Annotated in this window: 12 protein-coding genes; 9 read left to right on the plus strand and 3 right to left on the minus strand. The window is 61.8% G+C overall.

All coding sequences use genetic code 11. From position 1 onward, the window contains the following. The first annotated feature begins 195 nt into the window (after window positions 1-195). From kdpF to EPO61_13975, 6 genes are all read left to right on the plus strand, one after another. Window positions 196-285, plus strand: a complete 90-nt coding sequence (gene kdpF, locus EPO61_13950) for a K(+)-transporting ATPase subunit F (protein TAJ07076.1) — start codon at window positions 196-198, stop codon at window positions 283-285. Further along, complete coding sequence (gene kdpA / locus EPO61_13955) at window positions 285-2,093, plus strand: potassium-transporting ATPase subunit KdpA (GenBank protein ID TAJ07077.1); 1,809 nt, start codon at window positions 285-287, stop codon at window positions 2,091-2,093. Before kdpF ends, kdpA begins: the two co-directional genes overlap by 1 nt. A 24-nt stretch (window positions 2,094-2,117) precedes the next feature. Continuing rightward, window positions 2,118-4,229 (plus strand): K(+)-transporting ATPase subunit B, encoded by a 2,112-nt coding sequence (kdpB, locus tag EPO61_13960; protein TAJ07078.1) that lies wholly within the window; start codon window positions 2,118-2,120, stop codon window positions 4,227-4,229. 7 nt (window positions 4,230-4,236) lie between these two features. Beyond that, window positions 4,237-4,812, plus strand: coding sequence for a potassium-transporting ATPase subunit KdpC (gene kdpC / locus EPO61_13965; GenBank protein ID TAJ07079.1), 576 nt, complete (start codon window positions 4,237-4,239; stop codon window positions 4,810-4,812). A 165-nt stretch (window positions 4,813-4,977) separates the two neighbouring features. Then, on the plus strand, window positions 4,978-7,683 hold the full coding sequence (locus EPO61_13970) for a sensor histidine kinase KdpD (protein ID TAJ07080.1): 2,706 nt from the start codon (window positions 4,978-4,980) through the stop codon (window positions 7,681-7,683). A gap of 26 nt (window positions 7,684-7,709) precedes the next feature. Beyond that, a complete protein-coding gene (locus EPO61_13975; protein TAJ07081.1) occupies window positions 7,710-8,420 on the plus strand; it encodes a response regulator in 711 nt (236 codons plus the stop codon). Window positions 8,421-8,515: 95 nt separating this feature from the next. Here the strand turns inward: EPO61_13975 and EPO61_13980 are convergent, their stop codons facing one another. Further along, window positions 8,516-9,718, minus strand: a complete 1,203-nt coding sequence (locus tag EPO61_13980; GenBank protein TAJ07082.1) for a porin — start codon at window positions 9,716-9,718, stop codon at window positions 8,516-8,518. Window positions 9,719-10,143: 425 nt separating this feature from the next. Here EPO61_13980 and EPO61_13985 point away from each other — a divergent pair, with 425 nt between their 5' ends. Continuing rightward, the gene (locus tag EPO61_13985; protein TAJ07083.1) at window positions 10,144-10,557 is read left to right on the plus strand and encodes a hypothetical protein; all 414 of its coding nucleotides are present in this window, start codon (window positions 10,144-10,146) and stop codon (window positions 10,555-10,557) included. Between the two features lie 27 nt (window positions 10,558-10,584). On the opposite strand, the gene EPO61_13990 is transcribed toward EPO61_13985, so the two are convergent. Continuing rightward, entirely contained in the window at window positions 10,585-11,802 is a 1,218-nt protein-coding gene (locus EPO61_13990) for a GGDEF domain-containing protein (GenBank protein ID TAJ07084.1), read from the minus strand. A 2-nt stretch (window positions 11,803-11,804) separates the two neighbouring features. Here EPO61_13990 and EPO61_13995 point away from each other — a divergent pair, with 2 nt between their 5' ends. After that, window positions 11,805-12,488: a hypothetical protein gene (locus EPO61_13995; protein TAJ07085.1), complete on the plus strand. Its 684-nt coding sequence runs from the start codon at window positions 11,805-11,807 to the stop codon at window positions 12,486-12,488. Continuing rightward, window positions 12,485-12,811, plus strand: coding sequence for a thiol reductase thioredoxin (locus tag EPO61_14000; protein TAJ07086.1), 327 nt, complete (start codon window positions 12,485-12,487; stop codon window positions 12,809-12,811). Before EPO61_13995 ends, EPO61_14000 begins: the two co-directional genes overlap by 4 nt. 56 nt (window positions 12,812-12,867) lie before the next feature. On the opposite strand, the gene zwf is transcribed toward EPO61_14000, so the two are convergent. Next, the gene (gene zwf / locus EPO61_14005) at window positions 12,868-14,409 is read right to left on the minus strand and encodes a glucose-6-phosphate dehydrogenase (GenBank protein TAJ07087.1); all 1,542 of its coding nucleotides are present in this window, start codon (window positions 14,407-14,409) and stop codon (window positions 12,868-12,870) included. Between the last annotated feature and the right edge of the window lie 27 nt (window positions 14,410-14,436).

Here is a 14,436-nt window from a genome sequence, read left to right on the forward strand (position 1 = left end):
TGGTATGGGCGACTGCAGATACGGGGCACTTTTAACACCATTTTTACAATCCCGGTGTTACCGTAATCTTGCTGTTGGAGGAACCTGCCATGGACGCGATCTATCTGGATGTGGCCTTTGTCGGCGCGGCCGCCCTATTTTTTCTGTTGTCAGGGTGGCTCTGCACCGGGCTCGACAAGCTGTAGGAGGCACACGATGAGCGCGCTCTATATCGGCGCAGGCCTGGTGGCGGTGGGATTGCTGGTCTATCTCCTGGTCGCGCTGTTGAAGCCGGAGTGGTTCTGATGACGGGCCATGGCGTGCTGCAAATCGGGCTGTATCTCATTGCGTTGTTGGCCCTGGTGAAGCCCCTGGGCTGGTATATGGCGAGAGTCTATGAAGGGGCGCCGGTGGGAATGGATATCCTGCTCGGTCCGGTCGAGCAGGGGATCTATCGGCTCGCTGGCGTTCGACCCAGCGACGAAATGGGGTGGAGGGCCTATGCCGAGGCCATGCTGCTGTTCAACGCGGCGGGTCTTGTCGCCCTCTATGCTTTGCAGCGGTTCCAGGGCTTTCTCCCGTTGAATCCCCAGGGCTTCGGCGCCGTGCCGCCGGACCTGGCCTTCAACACCGCCGCCAGTTTCGTCACGAACACGAACTGGCAGGCCTATGGCGGAGAAACCACGATGAGCTACCTGACCCAGATGCTCGGACTGACGGTGCAAAACTTCGTATCGGCTGCCACGGGGATGGCCGTCCTCGTCGCGCTGATTCGTGGCCTGGCACGTCGGACGATCGAAACGCTGGGGAACTTCTGGGTCGATCTCGTCCGCAGCACTCTCTATATCTTGCTGCCGCTCTCGATCATTCTATCGCTGGCGCTCGTTGCGCAAGGGACGATCCAGACGTTCGACTCGTACAAAACGGTCGCGCTGGTCCAGCCGCTGACCTACGACAAGCCGATCACAGACGCCAACGGCCGGCCGGTGCTCGACGACAAAGGCCTGCCGAAGATCCGGCCAGTCACGGTGGCCGAACAAATCCTCGCCGTCGGTCCGGCCGCATCTCAAATTGCGATCAAACAGCTGGGCACGAATGGGGGCGGGTTTTTCAACGTCAACTCGGCGCATCCATTTGAGAACGCGACCCCTCTGTCGAACTTTCTGGAGATGCTGGCTATGCTGCTCATCCCGGCGGCGCTCTGCTATACCTTCGGCCGGATGGTGGGGGATACGCGCCAGGGATGGGCGATCCTTTTCGCGATGACGATCATCCTTGTCCTTTTTCTCGGGATGGGTTTCTGGGCCGAGCAAAGGGGCAATCCGATATTCGCAAACCTGGGGCTCGATCAGGCCGCGGGCAGCCGGCAGCCGGGCGGCAATATGGAGGGCAAAGAAACCCGGTTCGGTATCGTGAATTCGGCGATCTGGGCGTCGGTAACGACGGCCGCCTCGAACGGCTCGGTCAATTCCATGCACGATTCCTACACGCCGCTCGGCGGGTTCGTGCCTCTCTTCCTCATGCAGTTCGGCGAAGTCGTGTTCGGCGGGGTCGGCTCCGGCCTCTATGGCATGATCGTCTTCGCGATCATCGCCGTCTTCGTCGCGGGACTGATGGTCGGCCGCACGCCCGAATACCTGGGCAAGAAGATCGAGCCTTACGAGATGAAGATGGCCGCGCTGCTCATTCTGATCATGCCGATCGTGGTATTGGGATTCACCGCGGTCGCGGTCATGACCCAGGCCGGCACGACCTCGATCTTCAATCCAGGGCCGCACGGATTCAGCGAAGTGCTGTACGCCTATGCGTCCCAGGGCAACAATAATGGAAGCGCCTTCGCCGGGCTCAACGTGAATACGCCGTATTACAACACGACCGGTGGAATCGCGATGCTGATCTCCCGCTTCTGGCTGGCGATTCCCACGTTGGCGCTGGCCGGGTCCCTCGCCCGCAAGAAGGCGGTGCCGGTCGGTCCCGGCACCCTCCCGACCCATACCCCGCTGTTCATCGTCCTGCTGATCGGGGTCGTGGTGCTCGTGGGCGCGCTCACCTTCATCCCGGCGCTGGCCCTCGGTCCGATTGTCGAGCATCTGTTGATGGTTCACTCCTCATGATCCTGTGGCAGTGAGGCATGCGTCATGACCAGTCATGAGAAGGCGATCTCCCTGTTCAGTCCCCCTCTCATCCGGCAGGCGACCCTGGAGTCGTTTCGAAAACTGGACCCGCGGCACCAAGCCCGCAACCCCGTGATGTGCGTGGTGGCTGTCGGGGCCGTTCTGACCACGATCCTCTTCGTGCAGGCGCTTGCGGGAGCCGGCGAAGCCTCCGCCTGGTTCATCCTCGCCATCTCCCTCTGGCTGTGGTTTACCGTGCTGTTCGGAAATTTTGCCGAGGCGATGGCGGAAGGCCGTGGCAAAGCTCAGGCCGAGTCCCTGCGAAAGGCCCGGCGTGAGCTCACCGCCAAGAGGCTCGACCGGCGGGAGCCCGGCGTCGAGTCTGTGGCAGGATCGAGTGCGATGGGCAAGGCAGGCGAAGGCTATACCGTGGTCTCCGCGAGTATGCTGAAAAAGGGAGACACGGTCCTGGTGGAGGCGGGCGACTATATCCCGGTGGATGGCGAAGTGCTCGAGGGTATCGCGTCGGTGGACGAAAGCGCCATCACCGGGGAAAGCGCCCCGGTCATCCGCGAGACCGGCGATCGCAGCGCCGTGACCGGCGGAACGCGCGTCCTCTCCGACTGGCTGATCGTCCGCGTCACGGCCACGGCCGGCGAAACGTTCCTGGACCGCATGATCGCCATGGTGGAAGGGGCCCAACGGCAGAAGACGCCCAACGAGCTGGCGCTGAATATTCTGCTCGCCGCCCTGACGATCATCTTTTTGCTCGCGACCGTCACGTTGCTACCGTTCTCGCTCTACAGCGTGCAAGCCATGGGACAGGGCGTGCCGGTCACGGTGACGGTGTTGGTGGCGCTCCTGGTTTGCCTGATCCCGACGACCATCGGCGCCCTGCTCTCGGCGATCGGCATTGCGGGCATGGATCGCATGATCCAGGCCAATGTGATCGCCATGTCGGGCAAGGCGGTGGAGGCGGCCGGCGATGTGGACGTGCTGCTGCTGGATAAGACCGGCACGATTACCCTCGGCAACCGCCAGGCGGCCGAATTCATTCCCGCGGAGGGCGTGACGGAATCCGCGCTGTCCGACGCGGCGCAACTCTCCTCCTTGGCAGACGAGACGCCCGAGGGACGGAGTATCGTGGTGCTGGCGAAGGAGCGGTACGGCTTGCGCGCGCGCGACATCCATGAGCTGGGCGCCGTCTTCGTGCCCTTCACCGCGCAGACGCGGATGAGCGGCGTCACCCTCAACGGCCGCGAGATTCGCAAAGGCTCGGCCGACGCCATTGAAGCCTATGTCACCCATCGGGGCGGGCGCTTCTCCGGGAAGGTCCGGACGACCGTCGAGACGATTTGCAAGCAAGGGGGCACCCCGTTGGTGGTCGCCGAAGGGGCGCACGTGTTGGGGGCCATCCATCTCAAAGACATCGTGAAGGGCGGGATCAAGGAACGCTTCGCCGAACTGCGCCGCATGGGGATCAAGACGATCATGATCACCGGGGATAATCCGCTGACGGCGGCGGCCGTGGCGGCGGAGGCGGGGGTGGATGACTACCTGGCGCAGGCAACGCCCGAGGCCAAGCTCCAGCTCATTCGCGAGTTGCAGACGGGCGGGCGGTTGGTCGCGATGACCGGCGACGGGACCAACGACGCGCCGGCCCTGGCCCAGGCCGATGTGGCGGTCGCCATGAACACCGGGACCCAGGCCGCCAAGGAGGCCGGCAACCTGGTCGATCTGGATTCCAACCCCACCAAGCTGATTGAAATCGTCGAAATCGGCAAGCAACTGCTGATGACCCGTGGCGCACTCACCACGTTCAGCATCGCCAACGACGTCGCAAAATATTTTGCGATCATCCCCGCCGCTTTCGCCGGCACCTACCCGGCGCTGGGAACCCTGAATGTTATGCGACTGGCGACGCCGGAGAGCGCCATCTTGTCCGCGGTGATTTTCAACGCGCTCATCATTATCGCCTTGATCCCGCTGGCGCTGCGCGGGGTGCAGTATCGTGCCATGGGGGCGGAGCCGTTGCTCCGGCGGCACCTGTGGATCTACGGGGTCGGGGGAATCCTTGTCCCGTTCGTCGGCATCAAGATCATCGATGTCCTGTTGGAAGTCTTGAGACTGATCTGAGGAAGATATGACGCGTACGCACCTGCGACCGGCGCTCGTCATTCTGGGGCTTCTGACGGTCCTCACGGGGCTCGTCTATCCGCTCATGGTGACCGGGATGGCCCAGGTATTCTTTCCCCGGCAGGCGAACGGCAGCCTGATCGTCCGCGACGGAAAGCCGGTCGGATCCGTGCTGATTGGGCAGCCGTTTGACGCGCCACAATACTTCTGGAGCCGTCCCTCGGCGACGTCCCCCTTTCCGTATAACGCGGCGGCCTCCGCCGGCTCGAACCTGGGACCCACCAATGCAGCCCTGGTCAAAGCCGTCCAAGCTCGAATCGACGCGCTCAAGGCGGCTGATCCGGGGAATCCCAAGCCGATCCCCGTGGATTTGGTCACCGCGTCCGCCAGCGGACTCGATCCGCACATCAGCCCGGCGGCGGCCGACTATCAGGTGCGCCGCGTGGCCAAGGCACGCGGGATGGACGAGGCGGTGTTGCGGCAGCTCGTCGCCAGCCACACCCACGGTCGGCAATGGGGTCTGCTGGGAGAGCCGCGGGTCAACGTCTTGGAGTTAAATCTGAGGCTGGATTCCACGCCATAATCGGCTCTCGCGGCCTTGTCCTTGCAATTCCAAGCCAGGTTGTTTCCTTCGGAAGCCGCTGACTTCGTTGACGCCTTGGCATACCTCTTCTACAATCCCAGCGAGATATTTGTGCCTATCGTGATGTGCGGGTAACAGTACTCGAGAGCTCAGCGCAGGAATCCGATGAACGATCAACGACCTGACCCTGATGCCTTGCTGAGACGCGTGCAAGCCGAAGAGGCCGAGCAGGCACGCGGCAAGCTCAAAATCTTCTTCGGCGCCACGGCCGGCGTGGGCAAGACCTACGCAATGCTGGAGGCGGCGCACGAACAGCAGGCGGACGGGGTGGACGTGGTCATCGGCTGGGTCGAGACCCACGGACGGGTCGAGACCGATGCTTTGGCGAGGGGACTGGAACTTCTTCCTCCCAGGACCGTTGAACACGGTGGAACGGTCCTGCGAGAGTTCGACCTGGATGCCGCGATCGCCCGCCGTCCGACCTTGATCCTGATGGATGAGTTGGCCCATACCAACGCGCCTGGCTCGCGCCATCCGAAGCGGTGGCAGGACGTCCAAGAGTTGCTCGGTGCGGGGATCAACGTCTATACGACGATCAATGTCCAGCACCTCGAAAGCCTCAACGATGTCGTCGCCCAGATCACCGGCGTGGTCATGCGGGAAACGGTGCCGGACTCGGTCCTGGAACGGGCCGACGACGTCGAATTGGTCGACCTGCCGCCCGATGACCTGCTCCAGCGGCTCAAAGATGGAAAAATCTACCTGCCTCAGCAGGCGGAGCAGGCACTCCGCAATTTCTTCCGCAAGGGCAACCTGATCGCGTTGCGTGAGATGGCCCTGCGTCGCACGGCCGACCGCGTGGACGAGCAGATGCAGGTATATCGGCGCGATCATGCCGTGGTCCGGACCTGGCCGGCGGCCGAGTGCATCATGGTTTGCGTCAACATGAAGCCACGGGGAGCCCGGCTGGTACGTGCCGCCCGCCGCATGGCGGCGGGGCTGCACGCCAAGTGGCTGGCCGTGTACGTGCAGATGCCCCGGCATCTGCAGGCGAAAGAAGCCGATCGGGATCAGATCGTCCAGACCCTCCGTCTTGCCGAGCAACTGGGCGCTGAGACGGTCACGTTGAGTGGAGAGAACGTCAGCCAGGAAATCCTGAGCTACGCGCGCGCCCGCAACGTGACAAAGGTCATCGTGGGCAAACCGGTCCGCGCCCGCTGGAAGGAGTGGGTGTTCGGATCGGTGGTGTCGGACCTCGTCCGCAACAGCGGCGAGGTTGATATCTACGTGATCACGGGGGAGGCGGGCGAAGGCCGACCCCTAGCCGCCCCGGTGTTCCAGCGGACCAGCAACTGGTGGTCCTATGGGCGGGGGGTGCTGGCGGTCGTCTTGTGTACGGCGCTGGCCTGGCTCATGTTTCCGTACTTCGGCGTGACCAATCTGATCATGGTCTATCTGATGGGGGTGGTCATCGTGGCCACCCGGTATGGTCGCGGTCCCTCCGTGCTGGCATCCATTCTGAGCGTCGCCACCTTCGACTTTTTCTTCATCCCCCCGTACTTTTCTTTCGCCGTATCGGATACGCAATATCTCCTGACCTTCGGCGTCATGTTAGTCGTGGCCCTGTTGCTCAGCGGGTTGACCGGGCGCATCAAACGGCAGGCGGAATTGGCCCGTCAACGGGAACGGCGCACGTCCGTCTTGTATGCCATGAGCCGCGACCTTGCGACACGCCGTCGCGTGGAGGATCTGGCCACGGTGGCCGCCCGGCATATCGGCGAGGTGTTCGAGAGCCAGATCGCCATCTTTCTCTCCGCGCCCGATGGCCGCCTGGCCTGGCAACGCGGCGCCCAGCTCTCTTTCGAGTTCGATCCCAAGGAAACCGGCCTGGCCCAGTGGGTCTACGAACATGGTCAACCGGCCGGACTGGGGAGCGATACCCTTCCCGGGGCCGGCGCGCTGTACCTGCCGTTGGTGGGTGCGCACGGACCGGTAGGAGTCCTGGCCGTGCGCCCCTCGCGTCCGGGGCGTCTCTTTGATCCGGAGCAGCTGCACCTCCTTGAAACGTTTGCCGGCCAGATCGCCCTGGCGATTGAACGCGTCCGTTTGGCCGAAGAAGCCCAGCGGGCGCAAGTCCTGGCGGAAACCGAACGAATGCGCAATGCGATTCTCAGCTCGGTCTCGCACGATCTGCGCACGCCGCTCGCCACCGTGACGGGCGCCGCGAGCAGCCTGGTGGAGGGCCGCGACCGGCTCGATGCCGCCGCGCGGCATGACCTCGCCAAGGCGATTTATGGAGAGGCGGCCCGCTTGGATCGCCTGGTCAAAAACCTGCTGGACATGACGAGACTGGAAGCCGGCGCCGTCCAACCGAAGAAAGAATGGCATCCGATCGAGGAAATCGTCGGGGCCGCGCTGACGCGGCTCGAGGGGAGCCTGCAGGGCCATCCGGTCAAAACACAGTTTCCCCCGGACCTGCCGCTGGTGCGCCTTGACGGGGTGCTGATCGAGCAGGTGCTCGTGAACCTCCTGGAGAACGCGCTGAAATATGCGTCGCCGGACGGCCCCATCGAACTCTCGGCTTCCAGGAGCGATGATGCCGTCACGGTGGAAGTGGCCGACCGAGGGCCGGGATTGCAGCCCGGCGACGAACAACGGATTTTCGACAAATTCTATCGTGGGAGTCAGGCACGGAAGGGTGGCGTGGGATTGGGGTTGACCATCTGTCGCGGCATCGTCGAAGCGCATGGCGGTCGGATTTGGGCCGAGAATCGGCCCGGCGGCGGCGCCGTCTTCCGCTTCACGTTGCCGCTGGACGCAACCCAACCCACGGTTGAACCAGAACGGACGGAACCGCACCCGGCCGCGTAACAACCATGCCGACCTCGAATTCCCAGATGCCCGTTGCCGCCGTCCAGCATAACGCCGCGGTGTTGCTGATCGAAGACGAACCGGAGATCAGACGATTCCTCCGGGCGATGCTCTCGCCGCAGGGTTATCGGCTGCACGAAGCGACAACGGGACAGGACGGACTGGCGCAAGCCGCCGCCCGCAATCCTGATCTAATACTGCTCGACCTCGGCCTGCCGGACATGGATGGACTGGAGGTGGCGCGACGGTTACGTGAATGGACGAGCGTCCCCCTCATCGTCCTGACGGCCCGCGGCGAGGAACAATCCAAAATCGAAGCGCTCGATCTGGGCGCAGACGACTATGTCACCAAACCCTTCAGTGCGGGAGAATTATTGGCCCGTATGAGAGTGGCCTTGCGCCACGCCGCGAAACCGCCAGGAGATGAGGGGGAGGCCAGCTTTGCGACGGGGAACTTGCGGGTGGACCTTTTGCGCCGGCAGGTGTTTGTCAAAGAGAAGGAAGTCCATCTCACGCTCATCGAGTATAAACTCCTGACGACGCTGGTCCGCCACGCGGGAAAGGTCCTGACGCACCGCCAACTATTGAAGGAGGTCTGGGGTCCGTTGCATGTGGACGAAGCCCACTATGTGCGGGTGTATATGCGGCAACTCCGCAACAAGCTGGAAGACAATCCGGCCCGCCCGCAACTGTTGCTGACGGAACTTGGCGTCGGCTATCGCCTCCGTACGGAGTAGTCCCAAAGTCGTCAAATCAGAAAGTCTTCAAGTCTCGTTTGCACCGTCTGAGACGGTCCGGCTTTATAGACTGTCCAGACTTTTCAACTTGACTGTTAGGGCGAATCGAAGGTCCAGAGGACGCCGAAGAGCAGCAAGTGCTGGCCCGGCGTGAGCATCGGCTGCCCATTGGCAAAGTTCCCGTTCTTAAAGAAGCCGCCCTGGGGACCGGTGGACTCGTCATAGCGGTATTCCGCTCGGAACGTCGTGTTTGTCCACTGAAAAGGCGTTTTGTATTCCACCGTGTTGGTGATGGCTTTGACGAGCTGCTGGTTGCCTGTCCAGCGTCCGTTTCGGTCCCAATAGAACTCCGGCCGCAGGGCCAGGCTCCAGGGCCCGGCCACATGCCACCTGGTGAACAGAGCCCCGCCCATGACAAACGCCCTGGGGCTCCCCGGCTGCCCGGCGATGTTTTCCGTTCCGAAGTCGTAAGACAACGCGACCGTGACATCGTCGCCCTTCCATTCGGTGATGTAATTGGAATACAACCGCCAGAACTCCATGGCGGTATTGGCTTGAGCCGGACCGTAATAGATGGTTTCCGTCACCGTCACCCGCGACGTCGCCTTCCAGGACAATTGCCCCCCGTAGCTGGGCTGGTCGTTGGCATGGGCCAAATGATAGTACCCGTTGATCACGAAGGCCGCCGCCGTCAGGTCGTCGTTGATCGGATAGCGGGCGTTGACGCCGAACATCATGTAGGGGGTATTGTCCGCGATCCAGGACCGGGTGTAATTGAAGTTGTCCTTGGCATAGAGCGATTCGTAGCCGATCAAGCTGTTGAACAACCCCGCCGTAACCGTCAAGTCCTTGCCTCCGACAGGAGCCAGGTAGGACAGGTTGGCACGGGAAAAATGGCGGAGCGTATCGGCCCCTCCGACTTTCGGCTCCCCTTGGAGGAACGCAAAGTCCTTGGTGTCGTAGCCGCCTTGCGCACCGAACTCCATGCCCCACCGGGATTCGGCCGTCGCATCCTTGCGCATGTAGACCAGTCCCATGTTCGGGTCCAGCTCGTTTGTTCGTTGAGTTGTCGTTCGGCTTCGGAACAGATGATTCTTGGGAAAGTTGAAATCGACGTCGTAGCTCAAGTCGACATAAGCGCCATAATGCCAGAGGGGAGGGGCGGCCTGCGCAGCATCTGGAGCCGGCGGTGGCTCAGCGGCTGTCCCTCCAAGAGGCTCCTGTGCAGCGACGGACGTGACCAACAGCCACATCAACAGCGGCAACGTCCAGCTCAATCGGACCGTAAACCGTGCCATGAGATCTTTGCCTTTCCTTCCGGTAACATCGCTCTGATACCACATCTCGAATCAGGATGGCGAATGGGAGACTAAGTTCAACGTCTGTTTTCCCGCTCCGCCGTGTCCCTCATAATCCACAGACACAAGCCACCCAGGATCAACACCCACGCAATCAACACCATGACACACCTCCTTCTGTATGCAGAATCGGCAGCGGTGATCGAACCATGCTCATGCATACATGTCGGTGCAGGTTACGCGACGGCGTATCAAAACAGGGGCAAAAGGGGCCGGGAACGTATTAAAACGGCGTAAAAGTCCTGCGCTGGGGTAGGAGGAAAGAGATGCGGAGCCGGGAAGCGTTCTTCAAGCCGGAAGAGATGGCCGGTCATTTGATTCTTGAGCGGAGCACTGTTAGGCTTGTGCGAAATGCGAGGGCAGACATGAGCACCAAGACCCCATCATTACAGCCGTACGGACATCCAGAATTCGTCAAGGCGCTGCAGCATGAAACCATCCCATGTCCGACCGTGGGATGCGCCGGGCCGCTCGACGTGACCGACCTCTCCCAGTTGAAGGACCGGGTCAAGACGTTCAGTCTCCGCTGTCCGCACTGTGGGTGGGAAGGGCAACTGAGGGGGCAGGAGGCCCTGGCCCCCCCCTGGGACGACGCCTCGCTCCTGCTCATGGCGGATGAGCATCTGATGCATCAGCAACCGATCTGCCCGTTCGACGATACCCCGGTGGTGTTCACGTCCTTGCCGAACCCACGTCGGCGGGCCCGGTATCGGCTGTCCTGTTTTTATTGCGGGCGACAGACGGAATTGGACTGGCCCCCGGCTGAGTCCAGGCGGTAGCAAGGGCGATGGGGAGGGAAGAGCCGGTCAGGTGCGCTGGACCGGAACCGATTCGGGAGACGGAGCTTTGGAGTCGAGCATCGGCAAGTGGGCGACGCGGTTCCGCCCCTCTCGTTTGGCCATATACAGGGCCAAATCCGCCACTTTTAAGATTTGCGCGGGAGTCGGGGTCTCGGTCTTGTCGGGGAGGTAGGTTGTGAGGCCGACGCTCGTCGTCAGCTTTAAGGTGCGGGTCTCATTGCCGAATTGATACTCTTCGACCGCCTCGCGCAGCCGCTCCGCGGCGGCGAGCGCCCCATCCTTTCCCACGCGGGGCAGGATCCAGATAAACTCGTCGCCGCCCATCCGGCCAGCCAGGTCGTAGCCACGGCTTTGAACCGCGAGGATGGAGGCATAATCCTTCAGCACCCGGTCGCCCATATCATGGCCATACGTGTCGTTCACAAATTTGAAATGGTCCACGTCGATGACCGCGCAGGACAGGGGGCAGTCAAACCGCCTCGATTCTTCCAACGCCCGGGACAGGCTCCCCAGCAAATGCCGACGGTTAGGCATCCCCGTCAGTTCGTCGTGCATGGCATCGTGGGCCAACTTTTCTCGATGCGCCCGCTCATGCTGGGCGAATTCAGCCAATGCTCCGTAAAAAAGCGTCATCACCAGCAAGAAGGGGAGCCGAATCAGGAGCGTGCCGACCGGCAGGGGTTTATGCTGCGTGATGAATAAAAAGGTGCTGTAACCAAGATAGGCGGCGCAGGTGATCGAGGCCAGGATCAAGGCCCGCTTCAGATTCCCGGCGGCGCCCGCGATCATGATGATTCCGAAATACACCACGAAAATGTCGGTGCTGCTCGTCCCCGTGACATACAGCATGGCGGGCACGAGGAGGGTATCGACAATCACCAGGGTCGCCGGAATCGAACCGGGGGCAATCAGCTTCGGCAGGCCGTAGAGCAGAAGGGCGTTGCCGGCAAGCAACACCAGAATCAGAAAGATGGCATCGCTGGATTCGAGGGCGGATTCTGCGGTGACGACGTGAGCCGACAGTACCACCACCACAAGCCACTGCATGATGGGAATCGGCTTGACGAATTTCTCAAGGGCTTCGGCCATCCCTTCCGCCGCCTCCCACGCACTTGCGCGGCATTGTGTACTGGAGGCAAAAGATTTGTCAACGTATTTGCCGCCGGACACAACCGCACGAATACGGGCAAGTGTCTCATGAGACACTTGCGCATGAGTACGCATAGATGAGCAACGCCGGCCTTCCCCTGATTATGTGTTTTGGCGACAGCCTGACGGCTGGCTATCAGTCGCCGACCATGGCTTGCCCGCAGCTATTGGAGACGCCCTACGGCCGCTTCCTTCAAGATCGATTGCGCGGAAGAGCCAAGGTTGTCGTGAGCGGCCTATGCGGAGAAACGACGGGCGACATGGTGACGCGTTTTCAGCGGGACGTACAACTGCACCGGCCGGCCTGGGTTGTCATCTTGGGCGGCACCAACGACCTGGGGTGGAATGCCGCGCCGCTCGAAATCATGGACAATCTGGCTCATATGTACGGCCACGCGCTGAACCGGGGCATCCGGCCGGTTGCCGTGACCGTCCCGTCCATTCGCGTGGGAGAGGAAGGCAAAAACGAAGACGCCTCTCCTGCCGCTACCGACCCGGCCCTCCTCGGGGAGGCGCGACAATGGCTGGCGGATCATATCGACCGCCGCCGGATATTGAACCGACTCATCATGGACTATTGTTCCGGAAAGGGAATGGCCTGTGTCGATCTGTTCACCGACACGGTGGTCCCGCTGACGGGGCAGCTTGCCGCCCGCTATTCCAACGATGGACTGCACCTGACGACCGAAGGGTACGAACGGCTGGCGGTACTGTTATACGAACGGGTCTTTGCCGCAGCCTGCGCTGAGGGAAACCGATGATTCGCGACGTCCGTGACGACGAATTCGACCGGATTGTGGAAGGGGCAAGCCGGCCGGTTCTGGTGGAATTCTGGCAGCCAGGGTGCGGAGGCTGCCGGGCCTTACTGCGCGAGCTGGAAAAAGTTCAACTCGATGCAGGGCATCGTCTTGTCATCCTCAAGATGAACGTGCAGGAAAACTATCAGATCCCGGCCGAACTGGAGATTTCGTCGCTGCCCGCCCTGGCCTTGTACCGGCACGGGCAGTTTGAGCGGTTCATCGGGGGCTTGGGCACAAAAGACATGATCCTGCAACAGTTACAAGAAGCGCTGAATGATGCATGATGAACGAAAACGATCAGCTCAGAAATTCATCATTCTGCATTCATCGTTTATCACTGCTATAGAATGCGCCATGTCCGCCCATCGCTCTGGATCAAGCGATCGGCTTCGACCGGCCCCCAGGTCCCGGCCGGATATTCCGGCAGCCACCGGACCCCTTGCGCCCGCCAACCTTCCAGAATTCCACTGACCCAGGCCCAGGACACTTCGACCGCATCGCGCCGCATGAAGCGTGATGCGTCGCCGGTCATGACGTCCAGCAGCAGCCGCTCGTAGGCCTCCGGAGAAGGGGTTCCGAACACTTCGCTGTATTTGAAGCTCATATCCACCGGGTGAGTCTCCGCTCTGGTTCCCGGTACGCGCGACATGAGACGCAGGGACAGCCCCTCTTCTGGCTGAATCCGAAGAGTCAGAAGGTTGGGCACCTGCGGCGTGGCGGGATCGACATTGAAAAGCACCCTCGGAATTTCCTTAAACTGCACCGCAATCTCGCTGGCCCGCTTGGGCAAGGCCTTGCCGGTTCTCAGATAAAAGGGGACGCCGGCCCAGCGCCAGTTCTCCACGAAGCACTTGACCGCCACATAGGTCTCGATCAGGGACTCGGGGGAGACGCCGGCTTCCCGGCGGTACCCGGGGACGTCTTTGCCATGAGCCTTGCCCTGGCTGTATTGAGCGCGCACGGTAAAGCGCTCCACGTCTTGGCCCAGGATTGGCCGCAGACAGTGCAACGCCTCGATCTTGGCGTCGCGGACCACGTCCGGGTCGAGCGAATGGGGCGGCTCCATGGCAACCAGGCAGAGCAACTGGAGCAGATGGTTCTGCACCATGTCGCGTAATGCGCCCGATTCCTCGTAATAGGTCGCCCTGGTGCCGACGCCTTCCGCCTCGCTGACCGTGATCTGCACATGGTCGATGTACTTGTGGTTCCAGATGGGCTCGAAGATGCTGTTCGCAAAGCGCAGGACCATGAGGTTCTGGACCGTTTCCTTGCCCAGATAATGGTCGATGCGGAAGGTCTGCGATTCGTCGAAGACCTTCCCGATCGTGTTGTTAATCGTCCGCGCCGACTCCAGGTCTCGACCGACCGGCTTTTCCACAATCACCCGGGAGTAGGGCTCGCCGTTTTGAATCGGGCGGACCAAGCCGGCTTGCTGTAGACCTTCACAGACCGGCGCGATCGAAGTGGGGGGGATGGCCAGGTAGAAGATCCGGTTGCCCGGCAACTTCAAATCGGCTTCGAGCTTCTCCGCAGCCGCTTTGATGTCGTGATAGGAGGCGTGGTCGTCGATCACCGAGGCCTGATAATGCAGATGCCGCTCAAAATCGGCCCACTTGGATTCCGTCAGCGCCTGGCGGGAAAAGGTCTGCACCCCCTCGCGCGCAATGGTTCGGAATTCCTGATCGCTCAGCGGTTTGCGGCCGAGTCCCAGCACGGTATAGCGTTCGGGGAGCAGGCCGTCCAGCAGCAGATTGTAAAGCGCGGGCACCAAACGACGCCGGGCCAGGTCGCCGGACCCGCCGAAAATCACCACCGTGCAAGGCTCGGCAGCTCCGTTGCGTCCATGCTCATCGGCAAGCGGCTTCTGTCCTGGTTGCGTCATGCGTCGGCTCCTCGTCCGCTCATCCCG

This window comes from Nitrospirota bacterium, assembly GCA_004296885.1.
GTDB lineage: Bacteria > Nitrospirota > Nitrospiria > Nitrospirales > Nitrospiraceae > SYGV01.

What these genes read in the sequence shown, in the direction of transcription:
- kdpF (TAJ07076.1), top strand. Translation starts at nt 196, where the DNA reads ATGAGCGCGCTCTATATCGGCGCAGGCCTGGTGGCGGTGGGATTGCTG.
- kdpA (TAJ07077.1), top strand. Translation starts at nt 285, where the DNA reads ATGACGGGCCATGGCGTGCTGCAAATCGGGCTGTATCTCATTGCGTTG.
- kdpB (TAJ07078.1), top strand. Translation starts at nt 2,118, where the DNA reads ATGACCAGTCATGAGAAGGCGATCTCCCTGTTCAGTCCCCCTCTCATC.
- kdpC (TAJ07079.1), top strand. Translation starts at nt 4,237, where the DNA reads ATGACGCGTACGCACCTGCGACCGGCGCTCGTCATTCTGGGGCTTCTG.
- EPO61_13970 (TAJ07080.1), top strand. Translation starts at nt 4,978, where the DNA reads ATGAACGATCAACGACCTGACCCTGATGCCTTGCTGAGACGCGTGCAA.
- EPO61_13975 (TAJ07081.1), top strand. Translation starts at nt 7,710, where the DNA reads ATGCCCGTTGCCGCCGTCCAGCATAACGCCGCGGTGTTGCTGATCGAA.
- EPO61_13980 (TAJ07082.1), bottom strand. Translation starts at nt 9,718, where the DNA reads ATGGCACGGTTTACGGTCCGATTGAGCTGGACGTTGCCGCTGTTGATG.
- EPO61_13985 (TAJ07083.1), top strand. Translation starts at nt 10,144, where the DNA reads ATGAGCACCAAGACCCCATCATTACAGCCGTACGGACATCCAGAATTC.
- EPO61_13990 (TAJ07084.1), bottom strand. Translation starts at nt 11,802, where the DNA reads ATGCGTACTCATGCGCAAGTGTCTCATGAGACACTTGCCCGTATTCGT.
- EPO61_13995 (TAJ07085.1), top strand. Translation starts at nt 11,805, where the DNA reads ATGAGCAACGCCGGCCTTCCCCTGATTATGTGTTTTGGCGACAGCCTG.
- EPO61_14000 (TAJ07086.1), top strand. Translation starts at nt 12,485, where the DNA reads ATGATTCGCGACGTCCGTGACGACGAATTCGACCGGATTGTGGAAGGG.
- zwf (TAJ07087.1), bottom strand. Translation starts at nt 14,409, where the DNA reads ATGACGCAACCAGGACAGAAGCCGCTTGCCGATGAGCATGGACGCAAC.